Source organism: Thiohalospira halophila DSM 15071, from assembly GCF_900112605.1.
In the GTDB taxonomy this organism is placed as follows: Bacteria; Pseudomonadota; Gammaproteobacteria; order Thiohalospirales; family Thiohalospiraceae; genus Thiohalospira; species Thiohalospira halophila.
In genome coordinates this window covers 80295-95263 of sequence record NZ_FOMJ01000009.1, presented here as the reverse complement: position 1 = coordinate 95263, position 14969 = coordinate 80295, and the positions used below count along the sequence as shown (strand labels likewise).

General features: G+C 65.6%; 14 protein-coding genes. 5 read left to right on the top strand and 9 right to left on the bottom strand.

The features are described 5' to 3' along the window. Positions 1–7: 7 nt before the first annotated feature. Together groES and BM272_RS11835 are read right to left on the bottom strand one after the other, a co-directional pair. Positions 8–298 carry a co-chaperone GroES gene (gene groES / locus BM272_RS11840; RefSeq protein WP_093429003.1) on the bottom strand — a complete coding sequence of 97 codons (291 nt, stop codon included), beginning with the start codon at positions 296–298 and terminating at the stop codon, positions 8–10. Positions 299–459: 161 nt separating this feature from the next. Further along, a complete protein-coding gene (locus BM272_RS11835) occupies positions 460–924 on the bottom strand; it encodes an FxsA family protein (protein ID WP_093429002.1) in 465 nt (154 codons plus the stop codon). Positions 925–1048: 124 nt separating this feature from the next. Between BM272_RS11835 and cutA the strand changes: the two genes are divergently transcribed. Both cutA and dsbD read left to right on the top strand, forming a co-directional pair. Further along, a complete protein-coding gene (cutA, locus tag BM272_RS11830) occupies positions 1049–1378 on the top strand; it encodes a divalent-cation tolerance protein CutA (RefSeq protein WP_093429001.1) in 330 nt (109 codons plus the stop codon). Next, positions 1375–3189: a protein-disulfide reductase DsbD gene (gene dsbD / locus BM272_RS11825; RefSeq protein WP_093429000.1), complete on the top strand. Its 1815-nt coding sequence runs from the start codon at positions 1375–1377 to the stop codon at positions 3187–3189. The genes cutA and dsbD overlap by 4 nt, the downstream gene beginning before the upstream one ends. A gap of 97 nt (positions 3190–3286) precedes the next feature. Here dsbD and ssb read toward each other — a convergent pair whose 3' ends face one another. Further along, the gene (gene ssb, locus BM272_RS11820) at positions 3287–3781 is read right to left on the bottom strand and encodes a single-stranded DNA-binding protein (RefSeq protein ID WP_093428999.1); all 495 of its coding nucleotides are present in this window, start codon (positions 3779–3781) and stop codon (positions 3287–3289) included. A gap of 97 nt (positions 3782–3878) precedes the next feature. After that, on the bottom strand, positions 3879–5237 hold the full coding sequence (locus BM272_RS11815) for an MFS transporter (RefSeq protein WP_093428998.1): 1359 nt from the start codon (positions 5235–5237) through the stop codon (positions 3879–3881). A gap of 130 nt (positions 5238–5367) precedes the next feature. Here BM272_RS11815 and uvrA point away from each other — a divergent pair, with 130 nt between their 5' ends. Continuing rightward, entirely contained in the window at positions 5368–8208 is a 2841-nt protein-coding gene (uvrA, locus tag BM272_RS11810) for an excinuclease ABC subunit UvrA (protein WP_093428997.1), read from the top strand. Continuing rightward, positions 8205–8498: a hypothetical protein gene (locus tag BM272_RS11805; RefSeq protein ID WP_093428996.1), complete on the top strand. Its 294-nt coding sequence runs from the start codon at positions 8205–8207 to the stop codon at positions 8496–8498. The genes uvrA and BM272_RS11805 overlap by 4 nt, the downstream gene beginning before the upstream one ends. A 3-nt stretch (positions 8499–8501) precedes the next feature. Here BM272_RS11805 and BM272_RS11800 read toward each other — a convergent pair whose 3' ends face one another. The 3 genes from BM272_RS11800 to BM272_RS11790 form a co-directional block, all read right to left on the bottom strand. Next, positions 8502–9161 carry an MlaC/ttg2D family ABC transporter substrate-binding protein gene (locus BM272_RS11800; RefSeq protein WP_159433087.1) on the bottom strand — a complete coding sequence of 220 codons (660 nt, stop codon included), beginning with the start codon at positions 9159–9161 and terminating at the stop codon, positions 8502–8504. Positions 9162–9326: 165 nt separating this feature from the next. Beyond that, positions 9327–11183 carry a S8 family peptidase gene (locus BM272_RS11795; protein ID WP_159433086.1) on the bottom strand — a complete coding sequence of 619 codons (1857 nt, stop codon included), beginning with the start codon at positions 11181–11183 and terminating at the stop codon, positions 9327–9329. Between the two features lie 383 nt (positions 11184–11566). Continuing rightward, on the bottom strand, positions 11567–12433 hold the full coding sequence (locus BM272_RS11790) for an AAA family ATPase (protein WP_159433085.1): 867 nt from the start codon (positions 12431–12433) through the stop codon (positions 11567–11569). Positions 12434–13078: 645 nt separating this feature from the next. Between BM272_RS11790 and hemB the strand changes: the two genes are divergently transcribed. Beyond that, the gene (gene hemB / locus BM272_RS11785) at positions 13079–14089 is read left to right on the top strand and encodes a porphobilinogen synthase (protein ID WP_093428993.1); all 1011 of its coding nucleotides are present in this window, start codon (positions 13079–13081) and stop codon (positions 14087–14089) included. Between the two features lie 3 nt (positions 14090–14092). Here the strand turns inward: hemB and bfr are convergent, their stop codons facing one another. Together bfr and BM272_RS11775 are read right to left on the bottom strand one after the other, a co-directional pair. Then, the gene (gene bfr / locus BM272_RS11780; protein ID WP_093428992.1) at positions 14093–14560 is read right to left on the bottom strand and encodes a bacterioferritin; all 468 of its coding nucleotides are present in this window, start codon (positions 14558–14560) and stop codon (positions 14093–14095) included. Positions 14561–14614: 54 nt separating this feature from the next. Beyond that, the gene (locus BM272_RS11775) at positions 14615–14848 is read right to left on the bottom strand and encodes a bacterioferritin-associated ferredoxin (protein WP_240308122.1); all 234 of its coding nucleotides are present in this window, start codon (positions 14846–14848) and stop codon (positions 14615–14617) included. Between the last annotated feature and the right edge of the window lie 121 nt (positions 14849–14969).

Here is a 14969-nt window from a genome sequence, read left to right as displayed (position 1 = left end):
GGGGCTCTTAGCCCTCGAGGACCGCCATGAGGTCGTCCTCGCGCATCACCATCAGGGTCTCGTCACCCACCTTGACCTCGCTGCCGGCATACTTGCCGAAGAGGACCCGGTCGCCCTCCTTCACGGCGAGGGCGCGCTTTTCGCCACTGTCCAGCGGCTTGCCGTCGCCCACGGCGACCACCGCGCCCTGCTGGGGCTTCTCGGCGGCGGTGTCGGGCAGGACGATGCCGCCGGCGGTCTGCTCTTCTTCCTCTTCGCGGCGGATGACGACGCGGTCGTGCAACGGACGAATCTTCATGGGGTTCTCTCCTTAACGGGTTTTCACACGCTGGGTGAATCGGAGTGCCAACCGCGGCGGTCGGCTGCTGTTAGCACTCAATGAAATCGAGTGCCAATAATAGCGATGCAATGGCCGCCGTCAAGCCCCGTCGCTCGGGGTTGCGCTTCCATTTCAGGCAACTAGCGCCGGGGGAAACGGGGCTCGTCGTCCTCGTCCGGCCAGGCCTGGCCCTCGAAGGTGCGCGGCCCGCCTCCCGGTCCGCCGTTGGGGTCGCCGCCGCGAACGACCACCGCCCGGCGGGCGGCCGCCCGGATGAGGGCGCGGCGCAGCGGCGGGATCAGCAGGAGGAAGCCGAGGGTATCGGTGACGAAGCCGGGGGTGAGCAGGACCATGCCGGCCACCAGCAGGGCGGCCCCTTCCAGCACCTCCATGGCCGGCATCTCGCCCATGGCCAGGCGCTGGCGCAGCCGGGTCTGGGTGGAGAGGCCCTGGGCACGGATGAGCCAGGCGCCCAGTACCGCGGTGCCGATGACCGCGAGCACCGTGATCCCGGCGCCGATGACCTCGCCCACCTTGATCAGGATGTAGAGCTCCACCAGGGGTGCGCCCACGAAGAGGGCGAGCAGGATGAGAAGCGGTGGCATGGTGTACCTCTCTGGGGTTGAACTCCCGACCATGAGGGCGGCCGGGGGCGGTTTCAAGGGCGGCGCTTGCCGCCGGCCGCTCACGGCACGTAAGTTGGCCCGGGAACATCGACGGAGGAGCCCCATGGCCGGAGACTATCGTATCGCCCTGTGTACCTGCCCCGACGAGGCCACCGCCCGGGAGCTGGCCGCCGCCGTGGTGGATCGCCGGCTGGCGGCCTGCGTGAACATCGTCCCGGGGCTCACCTCGGTCTTCGCCTGGGAGGGGAAGGTGGAGACCGACCCGGAGGTCCTGCTGGTCATCAAGACCACCGGCAAGGCCTGGGAGGCGCTGGAGGCGACCCTGGTGGAACTCCACCCCTACGAACTCCCGGAAGTCATTGCGGTCGAAATCGCAGCCGGCCTCGCCGGTTACCTGCAGTGGATGGATGAGTCGACGGAGTCACCACAATGATACGAATGCTGATGCTCGCGCTGGCGGCGCTGCTCACGGCCGCGCCCGCCGCCGCCCAGAACCTCCTGGACCCCGATGACGCCTTCGCCGTGGAGGCGGAGGCCGTGGACGGGCAGACCATCCGGCTCAACTGGGAGGTCCACCCCGACTACTACCTCTATCAGGACAAGTTCGAGCTGGAGAGCACCACCGACGGGGTCTCCTTCGGGGGCCTCGACCTGCCGGAGCCCAAGGTCAAGCAGGACGAGTTCTTCGGCGAGGTGAAGACCTACTCCGGCTCCTTCAGCGCGACGGTGCCGGTGGAGCGCAGCGGGGAAGGGGCGAAGACCGTCGCCTTCACGCTGCACAGCCAGGGCTGCAACGACCCGCGCGGGGTCTGCTATCCGCCCCACGAGCAGCCGCTGGAGGTGGATCTGCCGGAGGTCGGGGCCGGTGGCGGCGCCGAGGCGGCGCAGGCCGCCGGCGATAGCGAGGCGGCCTCCACGGGCACCGTCTCCGAGCAGAACCAGCTGGCCGACTCCCTGGCCAACCAGAGCGTCTGGCTCACCGTCCTGACCTTCTTCGGCCTGGGGCTGCTGCTCGCCTTCACCCCCTGCGTCTTCCCCATGATCCCGATCCTCTCGAGCATCATCGCGGGGCAGGGCGAGAACATCACCACCAAGCGCGCCTTCACCATGTCGGTGGTCTACGTCCTCGCCATGGCGTTGACCTACACCGCCGCCGGGGTCATCGCCGGCCTCTTTGGCGAGAATCTGCAGGCCGCCTTCCAGAATCCGTGGATCCTGGGGACCTTCGCCACTATCTTCGTGCTGCTGGCGCTGTCCATGTTCGGCTTCTACGACCTGCAGCTGCCCTCCAGCGTCCAGGGCAAGCTCTCCGAGGTGAGCAACCGCCAGGAGGGCGGGACGCTTACCGGCGTGGGCATCATGGGCTTCCTCTCGGCGCTCATCGTCGGCCCCTGCGTGGCGGCGCCGCTCATGGGGGCGCTCATCTACATCGGCCAGACCGGTGATGCCGTGCTGGGCGGCCTGGCGCTGTTCGCCCTCTCCCTGGGCATGGGCGCCCCGCTGGTCGCCATCGGCACCGGCGCTGGCAAGCTCATGCCCAAGGCCGGGCCGTGGATGGACGCCGTGAAGGGCGTCTTCGGCATCCTCCTGCTGGCGGTGGCCATCTGGATGCTGGAGCGGGTCCTCCCCGGTCAGGTCACCCTGGGCCTGTGGGCGATCCTGTTCATGGTCTCCGCCGTCTACATGGGGGCGCTGGATGCCCTGGCCGAGGGCGTCTCCGGCTGGCGCCGGTTCTGGAAGGGGCTGGGCCTGGTCCTGCTGATCTACGGCGTCTTCATGCTCGCCGGCGCCGCCACCGGCGGCAGCGACCCCCTGCGGCCGCTGCAGACGGTGAGCGTCGCCGGGGGCGGCGGTTCGGCCGAGGAGGAGCACCTGGAGTTCCGCCGCGTGGGCACCGTGGAGGAGCTCAACAGCGCCGTGGAGCAGGCGGCGGCCAATGACCGGCCGGTGATGTTCGACTTCTATGCCGACTGGTGCGTCTCCTGCAAGGAGTTCGAGAAGTACACCTTCTCGGACTCCGAGGTGCAGAGCACCCTGGCGGAGAACAACGTCCTCCTGCTCCAGGCGGACGTCACCGACAACACCGCCGAGGACAAGGCGCTGCTGCGGGAGTTCGACCTCATCGGCCCGCCGGCCATCCTCTTCTTCGATCGCGAGGGCGACGAGAAGAGCCGCCAGCGGGTGGTGGGCTTCATGGAGGCGGAGCCCTTCAACCAGCGCCTGCAGCAGGTCTACGCCCGGTAGCCCTGCCCGTCCCGGTGGCTTCGGCGACCGGGGCCCCAACGCAAAAAGGCCCGCTCATCGTGAGCGGGCCTTTTTCTGCGCGGACTAACGGACCCTCCTAGAACGGGATATCGTCGTCCATGTCGTCGAAGGCGCCGCCGCCGCCCTGGGGGGCCGGCTGGCCCTGGGGCGCGCCGCCCCCCTGCTGCTGGCCCTGGCCGCCCTGGAAGCCGCCCTGCTGCTGGCCGCCGCCGAAGTCGCCGCCGCCACCGCCGCGGCTGTCGAGCATCTGCATCTCGTTGGCGACCACCTCGGTGGTGTAGCGGTCGGAGCCGTCCTGGGCCTGCCACTTGCGGGTCTGGAGCTTGCCCTCGATGTAGACCTTGGAGCCCTTCTTCAGGTACTCCCCGGCGATCTCCCCGAGGCGGCCGAACATGGCCACCCGGTGCCACTCGGTGCGCTCCTGGTTCTCCCCGGTCTGCTTGTCGCGCCACTGCTCGGAGGTGGCCAGCCGCAGGTTGGCGACGGCGGAGCCGTTCTGGGTGTAGCGGACCTCCGGGTCGGCGCCGAGGTTGCCGATGAGGATGACCTTGTTCACGCCACGTGATGCCATTGTTCTCTCCTTCGGGTAGTTCGCCGCACGGGCGCGGGCTCCCTCCCACGCCGAATGTTCCACTATACCGACTCGGCCGGGGGTCGAAAACGGTGCCTCAGGGGGCGGCCGTGGCCGCGGCCTCCAGGCCCTCGCGGTCCAGGCGGTCCAGCTCCACCTTGAGGTAGGCGGCCTCCTCCTCGGGGACCACCTCCACCTCGACCACGCCGGCCACGGCGGCCAGGCGCGGGGTCAGGATCGCCGGGTCGGCATCGGCGGGGACGGCGACCACGTGGCTGGAGAGGTAGCGCGGCGGCGCCATGCCCCGGGCGATGAGCCACCACAGGGCGGCGGCCCCGCTGATGAGGCCGAAGACCCCCTCCGCACCGGCGACGCCGTGGGCCCAGCCGCCGGCGACGCCGCCGGTGAAGGCGCCCAGGAACTGGGCGCTGGAGTAGACCCCCATGGCGGTGCCCTTGGCACCGGCCGGGGCCGCCTTGGCGATGAGCGAGGGCAGGCTCGCCTCCAGCAGGTTGAAGGCGGTGAAGTAGACCAGCAGGGCCATCGCCACCCCGGCCAGGGTGCCCGCCTGCCCGGCCAGCCCCAGGCCGGCGGCGGCCAGCGCCACGGCGGCGATGGCGCCCAGGAAGACGCCCCGCATGCGCCGATGCTTCTCGGCGACAATAATGAAGGGGACCATGGCCACGAAGGCGACGACCATCACCGGCAGGTAGAGCCAGCCGTGGTGGACCGGCGCCAGCTCGAGCTGGTCGCGCAGGACCAGGGGCAGGGCGACGAAGGTGGCCGTCAGCCCCAGGTGAAGGAGGAAGATCCCGGCGTCGAGCCGCAGCAGCTCCGGGTCGCGCAGGACGCGGGCGAACTGCCCCGGCACCGCCTCGGCGTCGCGGTGGACGCGGTGGCCCCTCTCGGTCGGGACGCCGAAGATCACCACCCCCATGCCGGCCACGCCCAGCACGGCGGTGAGCCAGAACAGCCCCGGCACCCCCATCCAGCGGTCCAGCAGCGGCCCCAGCACCAGGGAGGCGGAGAAGGCGACGCCGATGGTGATCCCGATGATCGCCATGGCGCGCAGGCGGCTCTCCTCCCGGGTGAGGTCGGCGGCCAGCGCCAGCACGGCGGCGGCGATGGCGCCCGCCCCCTGCAGCGCCCGGCCGGCGATGACGCCGTGGATGGTCTCCGCCTCGGCGGCGACCCCGGAGCCGGCGGCGAAGAGCGCCAGGCCGAAGAGGATCACCGGCTTGCGGCCGATGTGGTCGGAGACCATGCCGAAGGGGATCTGCAGCGCCGCCTGGGTGAGGCCGTAGATCCCGATGGCCACGCCCACCAGGACCGGCGTCGTCCCCGCCAGCCCCTCGGCGTAGAGGGCGAAGACCGGGAGGATCAGGAACAGCCCCAGCATGCGCAGGGCGTAGATGGTGGCGAGGGCGCTGGTGGCGCGGCGCTCGAGCCGGTTCATGGGGCTCCCTGTACTAGAGTGGGGTCAGGACGGAATTCGGCCGCGAACGGGGAGGCGGCGACGAGTCTTTGCCTGTTCCGGCAAGAGCGACGTATATTAGCAGGTTGCCCTTTTTTCGGGAATTTGGACCATGGACACCATACGCATCCAGGGGGCGCGGACCCACAACCTCGCCAACATCGACGTGGAACTGCCCCGGGACCGGCTCATCGTCTTCACCGGCCTCTCCGGCTCCGGGAAGTCCTCCCTGGCCTTCGACACCATCTACGCCGAGGGCCAGCGCCGCTATGTGGAGTCCCTGTCGGCCTACGCCCGGCAGTTCCTCTCCATGATGGAGAAGCCGGATATCGATCAGATCGAGGGGCTATCCCCGGCGATCTCCATCGAGCAGAAGGCGACCTCCCACAATCCGCGCTCCACCGTCGGCACCGTCACCGAGATCCACGACTACCTGCGCCTGCTCTACGCCCGGGCCGGGGAGCCGCGCTGCCCCGACCACGACGAGCGGCTGGAGGCGCAGACGGTGAGCCAGATGGTGGACCAGGTCCTGAACTTCCCCGAGGGCACTCGGGTGATGCTCCTGGCGCCGGTAGTCAGTGACCGCAAGGGCGAGTACCACCAGCAGATCGAGCAGCTCCGCGCCCAGGGCTTCATCCGCGCCCGCATCGACGGCGAGGTGGTGGAGCTGGACGAGGCGCCGGCGCTGGAGAAGAACCGCAAGCACACCATCGAGGTGGTGGTGGACCGCTTCAAGGTCCGCGAGGACATCAAGCAGCGCCTGGCCGACTCCTTCGAGACCGCCCTCGCCCTGGCCGACGGCAACGCCCGGATCGCCTTCATGGACCCCGGCCACGAGGAGCTGGCCTTCTCGGCCAACTACGCCTGCCCGGTATGCGGGTACTCACTCCCGGAGCTGGAGCCGCGGCTCTTCTCCTTCAACAACCCGGCCGGCGCCTGCCCCACCTGCGACGGCCTGGGGGTGCGCCAGTTCTTCGACCCCGCCCGGGTGGTGGCCAACCCCGAGGCGAGCCTGGCCGAGGGGGCGGTGCGCGGCTGGGACCGGCGCAACGCCTGGTACTTCCAGATGCTCAAGGGGCTGGCGGACCACTACGGCTTCGACCTGGACACCCCCTTCCAGGAGCTGCGGGAGTCGGTGCGGGAGGTCATCCTCTACGGCAGCGGCGGCGAGCTCATCGAGTTCACCTTCGTCAACGACCGCGGCCACGCCAATAGCCGCACCCAGCCCTTCGAGGGCGTCATCCACAACATGGAGCGGCGCTACCGCGAGACGGAGTCCTCCACCGTCCGCGAGGAGCTGGCCAAGTACCTCAGCCAGAGCGCCTGCGACGACTGCGGCGGCACCCGGCTCAATCGCGCCGCCCGCTCGGTCTTCGTGGACGGCCTGCGCCTGCCCGACGTCGCCGCCATGCCGGTGGGCCGCGCCCACGAGTGGGCCCGGGACCTGCGCCTGGAGGGCCGGCGCGGCGAGATCGCCGCCAAGGTGGTCAAGGAGATCAGCGATCGCCTCCACTTCCTGGTGGACGTGGGCCTGGACTACCTCACCATCGACCGCGCCGCCGACACCCTCTCCGGCGGCGAGGCCCAGCGGATCCGGCTGGCCAGCCAGATCGGCGCCGGCCTGGTGGGCGTGATGTATACCCTGGACGAGCCCTCCATCGGCCTCCACCAGCGGGACAACAACCGCCTCATCAACACCCTCACCCGGCTGCGGGACCTGGGCAACACGGTCATCGTGGTGGAGCACGACGAGGACATGATCCGCACCGCCGACCACGTTCTGGACATCGGCCCCGGCGCCGGCGCCCACGGCGGCCGCATCGTCGCCCAGGGCACCCCGGAGGAGGTGGCGGCGAGCGAGGAGTCACTCACCGGCCAGTACCTGTCCGGCCGGCGGACCATCGCCGTCCCCGAGGAGCGGATCGCCCCCCACCCCGACCGCTGGCTCACCGTCCGCGGCGCCCGGGGCAACAACCTCCAGGGGGTGGACGCCAGCGTGCCGGTGGGGCTCTTCACCGCCATCACCGGCGTCTCCGGCTCCGGCAAGTCGACGCTCATCAACAACACCCTCTACCGCCACGCCGCCCTGGCCATCAACAAGGCCGGCGACGACCCCGCCCCCTGCGACGGCCTGGAGGGGCTGGAGCACTTCGACAAGGTGGTGGACATCGACCAGAGCCCCATCGGCCGCACCCCGCGCTCCAACCCGGCCACCTACACCGGGATCTTCACCCCGGTGCGGGAGCTCTTCGCCGGCACGCCGGAGGCGCGCTCCCGGGGCTACGGCCCGGGCCGCTTCTCCTTCAACGTCAAGGGCGGGCGCTGCGAGGCCTGCCAGGGCGACGGCGTCATCAAGGTGGAGATGCACTTTTTGCCGGACATCCACGTCCCCTGCGACGTCTGCGGCGGCAAGCGCTACAACCGCGAGACCCTGGAGGTCCGCTACAAGGGCAGGAACATCCACGAGGTCCTGGAGATGACCGTCGAGGAGGCGCGGGAGTTCTTCGACCCCGTCCCCTCCGTGGCGCGCAAGCTGCAGACCCTCATGGACGTGGGGCTCACCTACGTGAAGCTCGGCCAGAGCGCCACCACGCTCTCCGGCGGCGAGGCCCAGCGGGTGAAGCTGGCCCGGGAGCTCTCCAAGCGGGACACCGGCCGCACCCTCTACATCCTGGACGAGCCCACCACCGGCCTGCACTTCCACGACATCGAGCAGCTTCTGGGTGTGCTGGTACGGCTGCGCGAGCGCGGCAACACCATCGTGGTCATCGAGCACAACCTCGACGTCATCAAGACCGCCGACTGGATCCTGGACATGGGGCCGGAGGGCGGCGAGGGCGGCGGCCAGCTCATCGCCCACGGCACCCCGGAGGAGGTGGCGGCCAATCCCCTCTCCCACACCGGGCAGTACCTCGCCCCGATGCTGGAGCGTGCGCGGGAGGCGGCAAAATGAGCGGGCCGGATAGGACGGCCGTGGAGGCGAAGCTGGTCGACTGGTATCAGCGCCCGGGGATCCGGGCCAAGGGCTGGGCGCCCAACCTGTTCTGGACGCCGGGGGAAGGGACCCCCTTCGGCCGGGTGAAGGTGGAGCCCTGCGAGCTGGAGGTCCTGTTCGCCACCATCCTGGGCGAGCCCTCGGAGTGCAAGGAGCGGCTGGATGCCGAGGCCGGCGGGCGCGGGACCTTTCTGGCCGCCAACGCCCGCCGCCACGAGCTGCCGCTGCTCACCCGCCGCGAGGGCTGAGGCTCACTCCTCCTGCTCGCCCTCGCCGGAGGTGGCCTTCATCACCGGGTCGTCCTCGGCGTCCATGTTCCGCATGCGCTCCACCAGGGTGGGGAAGTCGTTGTTCGCCAGGACCTGGCTGAAGGTGGAGCGGTAGTTCTTCACCGCCGAGACCCCGGCGATGGAGACATCGAAGATCCGCCACTCCCCGTGGCGCAGGATCAGCCGGAAGCGCACATCGATGGGCTTGCCCTCGTCCGGCACCGCCTGGGCGCGGACCGACGCGAAGGGCTTGTCCGGCCCGTCCCGGCGCATCTCGTCATAGCGCAGATCCCAGGCATCGAACTCCAGCAGCGCATCCGCGTAGAAGCGGATGAGCATCCGCTGGAACTCCTTCTGGAAGGTCGCCTGCTGCTCGGCATCGAGATCCCGCCAGTAGCGGCCCAGCACCCAGCGCGACGCCACCTCGAAGTCGATGAGCGGCACCAGCTGCTCGTCCACCAGCTCCCGCAGCGCATCCTTGTCCTCGCGGAGCTGGTTCTCCTCCGCCTCCAGGCGGTTGAGGAGCTCATCCGTGGCCTCCTGCAGGGTCTCGTGCGCCGGCCGCGGCTCGGCTACGGCCGGCGAAGCCAGCCACAGAGCGGGCAGCAGCAGGCCGAGGGCAAAGAGGCGCTTGAGAGACACGGATCTTCTCCGATGAGGATGTGGACCATCCATGATAGTCCACTAATGGAGTCCTGACCACTCGGTCCGGGGATCGGGCCCCAATCTTGTGGAGGGGATTGGTCGCCCCTCCAGCGCGCGACGGCGATACTACCAGCCTCGGTAGTCTGCCACTGAGCACCAGCATCATAGCTGCGTGCGAATTTCCACCTGTGGTTCTAGTGGCACGAGGACGTCCGAGTAAGCGTGCAGGGTTTTCTCGTAAAGGTCTTTCACCCGGGGCGAATGGACCGTTACGACAAGGGAGTAGGGAATTGGCTCCGGATCTTGGTCGTTACGCCCCTCGTTACGCGTATGATAGTAGACGTCAAAACAAGGGTTGTGTAGCTTACTTCCTTGCTTTCGACGAGATGCTTTCCAACATGGTTCCCACTTGTGACCATCTTGTCGGAGCTCGTATTCTGCTCTTTTATAAAGCCGCTTAGAACTAAAGAAATCCTCGCTCCCTGCGGGTGATGTTGGCGAATTTCCCTGCGATTTATTGGAATTAGGTCGAAAAACAGCTTGCAATCCACCGCGCGTGTATGCATGGGTGAAAGCTGCGTCTATTTCCGGTGCAATCACGAGTGTAGCAGTTATTTCTACCATGCCTTCCAATCCAGTCGTAGGGATTGGTATTGGAGCCCTGAGGTATTCCTTCAAAGGGAGCATTCCTTCGTAGAGGACGGTAACTTCGTTATCAGCGCATTCGAGCAGTGTGATCGGGTCGGACTCAAATCGTCCCCATCCAACTTCTTCAGGAGGAAGTTCAGCCTGATCAGCTTTATGCACAAAGAGTGCTCTGACTCCGAGCGGACTGATCGCTCGTTCAAGTAAAGCATTCACCCCGAGGGCTGTATGTAATGCGAACGGCGCAGCAAAGCTGGTCCCCTGTGTGGCGCTTAGCCCCACCCCTGATCCGGATGCTATCGTCCCGAAAGGTCGCTCAAACGAGCCGCCGAACGACACTCCATCCGGCTTGGCGATTCCCGGCGTTCGCCCGGGACCGACGGAACTATAATCACACCGAGACCAGACATCATCATAGATGGCATCACACGCGCCTACGGCTAGGACATTGACCCCATCTGAAGGAGGTTGAATACGGTTTAGGTGCGATAACGAGTCTCTATCACCGGTATTCCCTGCTGCCACTGAGAAGAGAGTGTCTCCGCCGATTGCACGCGCATCTAGCTCAGCCGTCCAGCGATCAATTTCATCATCTTCGATCGGCACATCGGGGCCTAAGCTTAGGTTTACGAATCGATATTTTTCGGTCGCGGAGTCGAGATGCTCCAAGATGCGGTCCAAAAGCCGGTACAGGCCGATATCAGAATTGATCTGATCATCGATTACCCGAACGTGATCAATGCGCGAGTAAGGAGCCTGAAGTTTTCGGTTTGGCGTGACATGGCCAAATAGGACTGCTGATGTAACTTGCTCACCGTGAGCTAAGGCATCAGGAATAGCCGCGCCGATCCCTGGTGGTTCAATCGATTGCACCCATTTCGTGAGCGGTGAGCCATGAGGTAGTCCTCCGTCGAAAACAGCCACACGGGTTTCTTCGTCTTTTACTTCCTCCTCTGGGAGCTCTGGTATAGGAGTGAGATCGCCCCGGAGCATTGGGGGCCTGAATGTCCTGAGCGCAGGCATTGGCCTGATAGCTCGTAGGAATGCGAATTTCGAGATCTCTTCAAGCTGTTTTTTGTCAGCTTCGAGAGGGACGAATATTATACCGCCAACATAACGAACTTGGCTGACCCAAAAATCAACCTGTAATAAATTGGCATATTCGAAAAAGGCCTCAAGGACTTCAGTATGGCGTTCGCTATGGAGAACGACCTCATAGGTATGAGATGAAGCGCTCTCCGTACCCGGCTTGATCTTTTCTGAGGCTCGCGGAACGCCGAAGGATTCTAAGCTTTGCAACTGGATAGTCGCCTGCTCGCCTTCATCCCAAGGGGTCAATTCCATAGGAGCAAGGTTATCGCTCCACGCACGCAAAGCAGATCTCGTGGTCGACACGTACCAAGTGTCTGCGAGGGCGCTATCTGGGTGTGTATTTACGCCCCATTGTTCGGGCGTAACGTAGGTGGATTTTCCCCCTACCGGCTCTAAACCTACCTCTCGGCAGAGGTCGACTGGGAAGTCGCTCTTGGAAATGTAGCGAGGATGCATAGTCATAGCAGCAACGACGCGGTCGTCGGGGCATGCCGCATCGGGTAATTGGGCTGCGTATGAACCAGCTTCTTCGACTTGGTTAGCTATGCGTTGGAGGGCCGTTTCGAGGTCATAAGGGGGATTTTTGGTGCCACCGCCTCGAGAGACCTGGACTTGGTCTGTGAGCCGTTCGCCTCGCCCTAACAGAAATTTTTTCCCTTGCATAGTCACTCCCTGCCAGTTTTTGCATATTTCCGGATGGTGTCTCTGGAAAGGTCTAGAAGACTTGCTGCTGCTCTTTGGCTTATGCCAAGCATAGTGAGAGTGGTCGCGACTTTGGCTCGTTCGGACACCGGCTGACTAGTAAACAGGCATGCAACCTTCTTAGCAAGGATGGTATCCAAGGGAGTATCGCGGACGATCGACGATCGTATGGCTTCATTGAGCCAGTTCTCAACGTCGGCAAAAGACCTCCCTTCTAGCCCCACGGCGATGATACCACTCATTTCATTTGACGGCTTGAAACCTGAGAGTTTCAGCTTGCTGGACGTGAACATGACGATCTCGTCCCGGGTCGGCATAGGGAATTCGAGCACCCTGTCAAAACGGCGCCAAATAGCGCGGTCTAGCAGCTCGGGGTGGTTGGTCGCGCCCAAAAGAAGACCCGATTCTGGCCAGTTATCCAGCGACTGCAGCAGAACGTTGACAAGGCGCTTTGATTCGCCGATATCACTCTCGTCCCCACGCCGTTTGGCCACCGAGTCAAATTCGTCGATGAATAGTACATTTGTGTCGTTCGCGGCCGCTGAGAGGATTTTCTGCAGGTTGGCCCCACTGCGACCGAGGTAACTACTCATGATGGATGCTAGATCGACCGTGTAGAGCTTCCGGTTTGTATTTTTGGCGAGCCATCGAGCGGCCATTGTTTTGCCGACACCCGGTGGCCCAACAAACAAAACAGAGCGCGTGGGGTGAACGCCAGCTGCACGTAGATCGTCGATCTTGGCACGTTCCGCAATTATCTCATCCAGTTCTCCTTTGAGGTTGGGCCCCCACGTCGGTTCTGCAACCGCTGCAGAGTCTTCGAGGAGCAAAGAATCCATCTCAGGTTGAGGGCTGGTTTTCGAGTCAGGAGGAACGCGTCGATAAGGCTGCTGCCCTTCAGATTCTGGGAGGCGCTGTAGCAGACTTTTTAGCTGATCTTGGAAATCGGGGCGTTCTTTGTCCGCGGAACGAGCTGCCCGCCGAAGCAAGGTCCGTATGTCTCCCTGCCTTCCCGAAGCAGCGAGCCGAGCCAAGTGGATGAATTCTCGGTAAATGTCCATCTAGTATGCCACCGTAAGTGTCTGTTGCGTAAGCTTAGAAGGCCGATGTGGAAGAGCATGATAGTATCCCGGCCCAATGTCGTCCAAACGGCGCATTGCCCCGGAGTCATTCGTAGTCTTCCTCTGATAGGTGGTGGCTAAAGTCCGAGCGGCAGGAACCGCAGTGTGGCGATATAGAGCGTCTGACCGGTCCGCGACGAGAGCATTGACTGCTCTAGCATAGGCGCTGTTTGCCAGTTACAAGGTAAAGAGGACTTACTGGAAACCCGGGCCGTCTAATCGTGATGATGGACTGTCTTAAGCGCGTACTTACTATGGATAGGCTCCAGGCCGATAGTACCTTCCCCTGTCCCCCCCGAACGCCTGATGGCACCATGAACACCTACCCCTTGGTCACAAAGGCAGGACCCTGTAATGGAGACCGGACACGGTGAATTCCCCCTGGCGCGCGGCCGTCGGCTGCGGCGCGATGACTTCTCTCGGCGGCTGGTGCGCGAGAACCGGCTGACCAGCGATGACCTCATCTACCCCGTCTTCGTCATCGAGGGCGAGGGCAAGCGGGAGCCGGTGCCCTCCATGCCGGGGGTGGAGCGGCTGACCCTGGATGAGCTCCGGCGCGAGGCCGTCGCCGCCGCCGAGCTGGGGATCCCGGCCATGGCGCTCTTCCCGGTGACGCCGCCGGAGCGCAAGAGCGCCGATGCCGCCGAGGCGTACAACCCCGAGGGGCTGGCCCAGCGGGCGGTGGCCGCCATCAAGGCGGAGGTGCCGGCCATGGGGGTCATCACCGACGTGGCCCTGGACCCCTTCACCAGCCACGGCCAGGACGGCCTGGTGGACGAGAACGGCTACGTGGTCAACGACGAGACGGTGGAGGTCCTGATCCGCCAGGCCCTCTCCCACGCCGAGGCCGGGGCCGACGTGGTCGCCCCCTCGGACATGATGGACGGCCGCGTGGGCGCCATCCGCGAGGAGCTGGAGGATGCCGGCTACGTGAATACCCGGATCCTCGCCTACGCCGCCAAGTACGCCTCCGCCTTCTACGGCCCCTTCCGGGATGCGGTGGGTTCGTCGGCCAACCTGGGCGGGGGCGACAAGCGCACCTACCAGATGGACCCGGCCAACGGCGACGAGGCCCTGCGCGAGGTCGCCATGGACCTCCAGGAGGGGGCGGACATGGTGATGATCAAGCCGGGGCTGCCCTACCTGGACGTGGTCCGGCGGGTGAAGGAGCAGTTCGGGGCGCCCACCTTCGTCTACCAGGTCAGCGGCGAGTACGCCATGTTCAAGGCGGCCGGCGCCAACGGGTGGCTGGACGAGCGGGCGGTGGTGCTGGAGGCGCTCACCGGCTGCAAGCGCGCCGGCGCGGACGGGATCCTCACCTACCACGCCATGGATGTGGCGCGGTGGCTTTCGGAAGAGCGCTGACCCTCAGCCGGCCTGGGACTGGAGGTAGTTCTCCTTGCCCAGCTTCTTGATGAGGTCCAGCTGGGTCTCCAGCCAGTCGATGTGCTCCTCCTCGCTCTCCAGGATGGAGGTGAGGATGTCGCGGCTGACGTAGTCCTCCACGGACTCGCAGTGGGCGATGGCCGCGCGCAGGTCGGGGACCGCCTTCTCCTCCAGGCGGAGGTCGCAGCGCAGCATCTCCTCGGTCTCCTCGCCGATCATGAGCTTGCCCAGGTCCTGCAGATTGGGCACGCCCTCCAGGAAGAGGATCCGCTCGATGAGCTGGTCGGCGTGCTTCATCTCGTCGATGGACTCGCCGTATTCCTTCTCGTTGAGCGCCTCCAGCCCCCAGTTGCGGTACATCCGCGCGTGGAGGAAGTACTGGTTGATGGCGGTGAGCTCGTTGGTGAGGATGCGGTTGAGGTGCTCGAGGACCTTGCTGTCGCCCTTCATGCGGGGATCTCCTGACTGCCTTTGCGCCGGGTTGGCGCGGGAACGGGATTCAGGCTAGACGGCCAGGGGGAGGGTTGCAACCGCGTGCTTCTCGGCCACCGCCTCGCGCACGATGCCCTTGGCGCACTGGCCGCAGCGGCCGCACTGCTTGGCCACCCCGAGGTTCTCGCGAACCTCCTTCCAGGTGTCGGCGCCACGCTCCACTTCGGCGTGGATCTGCTTGTCGGTAACTCCCTGGCAGAGGCAGACGTACATCGGGGTGCCCTCACGAATGACAACGATTTGCATTTAGTATTGCCGCGCCCCGCCCCCGTGTCAAGCACCCCTGCTGGCCCGAACGAGGACCCGATTGGCCCCGCCGCCCGGCGGTGGCAGACTGGCCCCATCCGCCCGCCCCGCGGGCCCCAGG

Excerpts from the sequence above, each read along its gene's own strand:
- uvrA (WP_093428997.1), top strand. The coding sequence starts at position 5,368 with ATGGACACCATACGCATCCAGGGGGCGCGGACCCACAACCTCGCCAAC.
- groES (WP_093429003.1), bottom strand. The coding sequence starts at position 298 with ATGAAGATTCGTCCGTTGCACGACCGCGTCGTCATCCGCCGCGAAGAG.
- cutA (WP_093429001.1), top strand. The coding sequence starts at position 1,049 with ATGGCCGGAGACTATCGTATCGCCCTGTGTACCTGCCCCGACGAGGCC.
- hemB (WP_093428993.1), top strand. The coding sequence starts at position 13,079 with ATGGAGACCGGACACGGTGAATTCCCCCTGGCGCGCGGCCGTCGGCTG.
- BM272_RS11805 (WP_093428996.1), top strand. The coding sequence starts at position 8,205 with ATGAGCGGGCCGGATAGGACGGCCGTGGAGGCGAAGCTGGTCGACTGG.
- BM272_RS11835 (WP_093429002.1), bottom strand. The coding sequence starts at position 924 with ATGCCACCGCTTCTCATCCTGCTCGCCCTCTTCGTGGGCGCACCCCTG.
- BM272_RS11815 (WP_093428998.1), bottom strand. The coding sequence starts at position 5,237 with ATGAACCGGCTCGAGCGCCGCGCCACCAGCGCCCTCGCCACCATCTAC.
- ssb (WP_093428999.1), bottom strand. The coding sequence starts at position 3,781 with ATGGCATCACGTGGCGTGAACAAGGTCATCCTCATCGGCAACCTCGGC.
- bfr (WP_093428992.1), bottom strand. The coding sequence starts at position 14,560 with ATGAAGGGCGACAGCAAGGTCCTCGAGCACCTCAACCGCATCCTCACC.
- dsbD (WP_093429000.1), top strand. The coding sequence starts at position 1,375 with ATGATACGAATGCTGATGCTCGCGCTGGCGGCGCTGCTCACGGCCGCG.
- BM272_RS11775 (WP_240308122.1), bottom strand. The coding sequence starts at position 14,848 with ATGCAAATCGTTGTCATTCGTGAGGGCACCCCGATGTACGTCTGCCTC.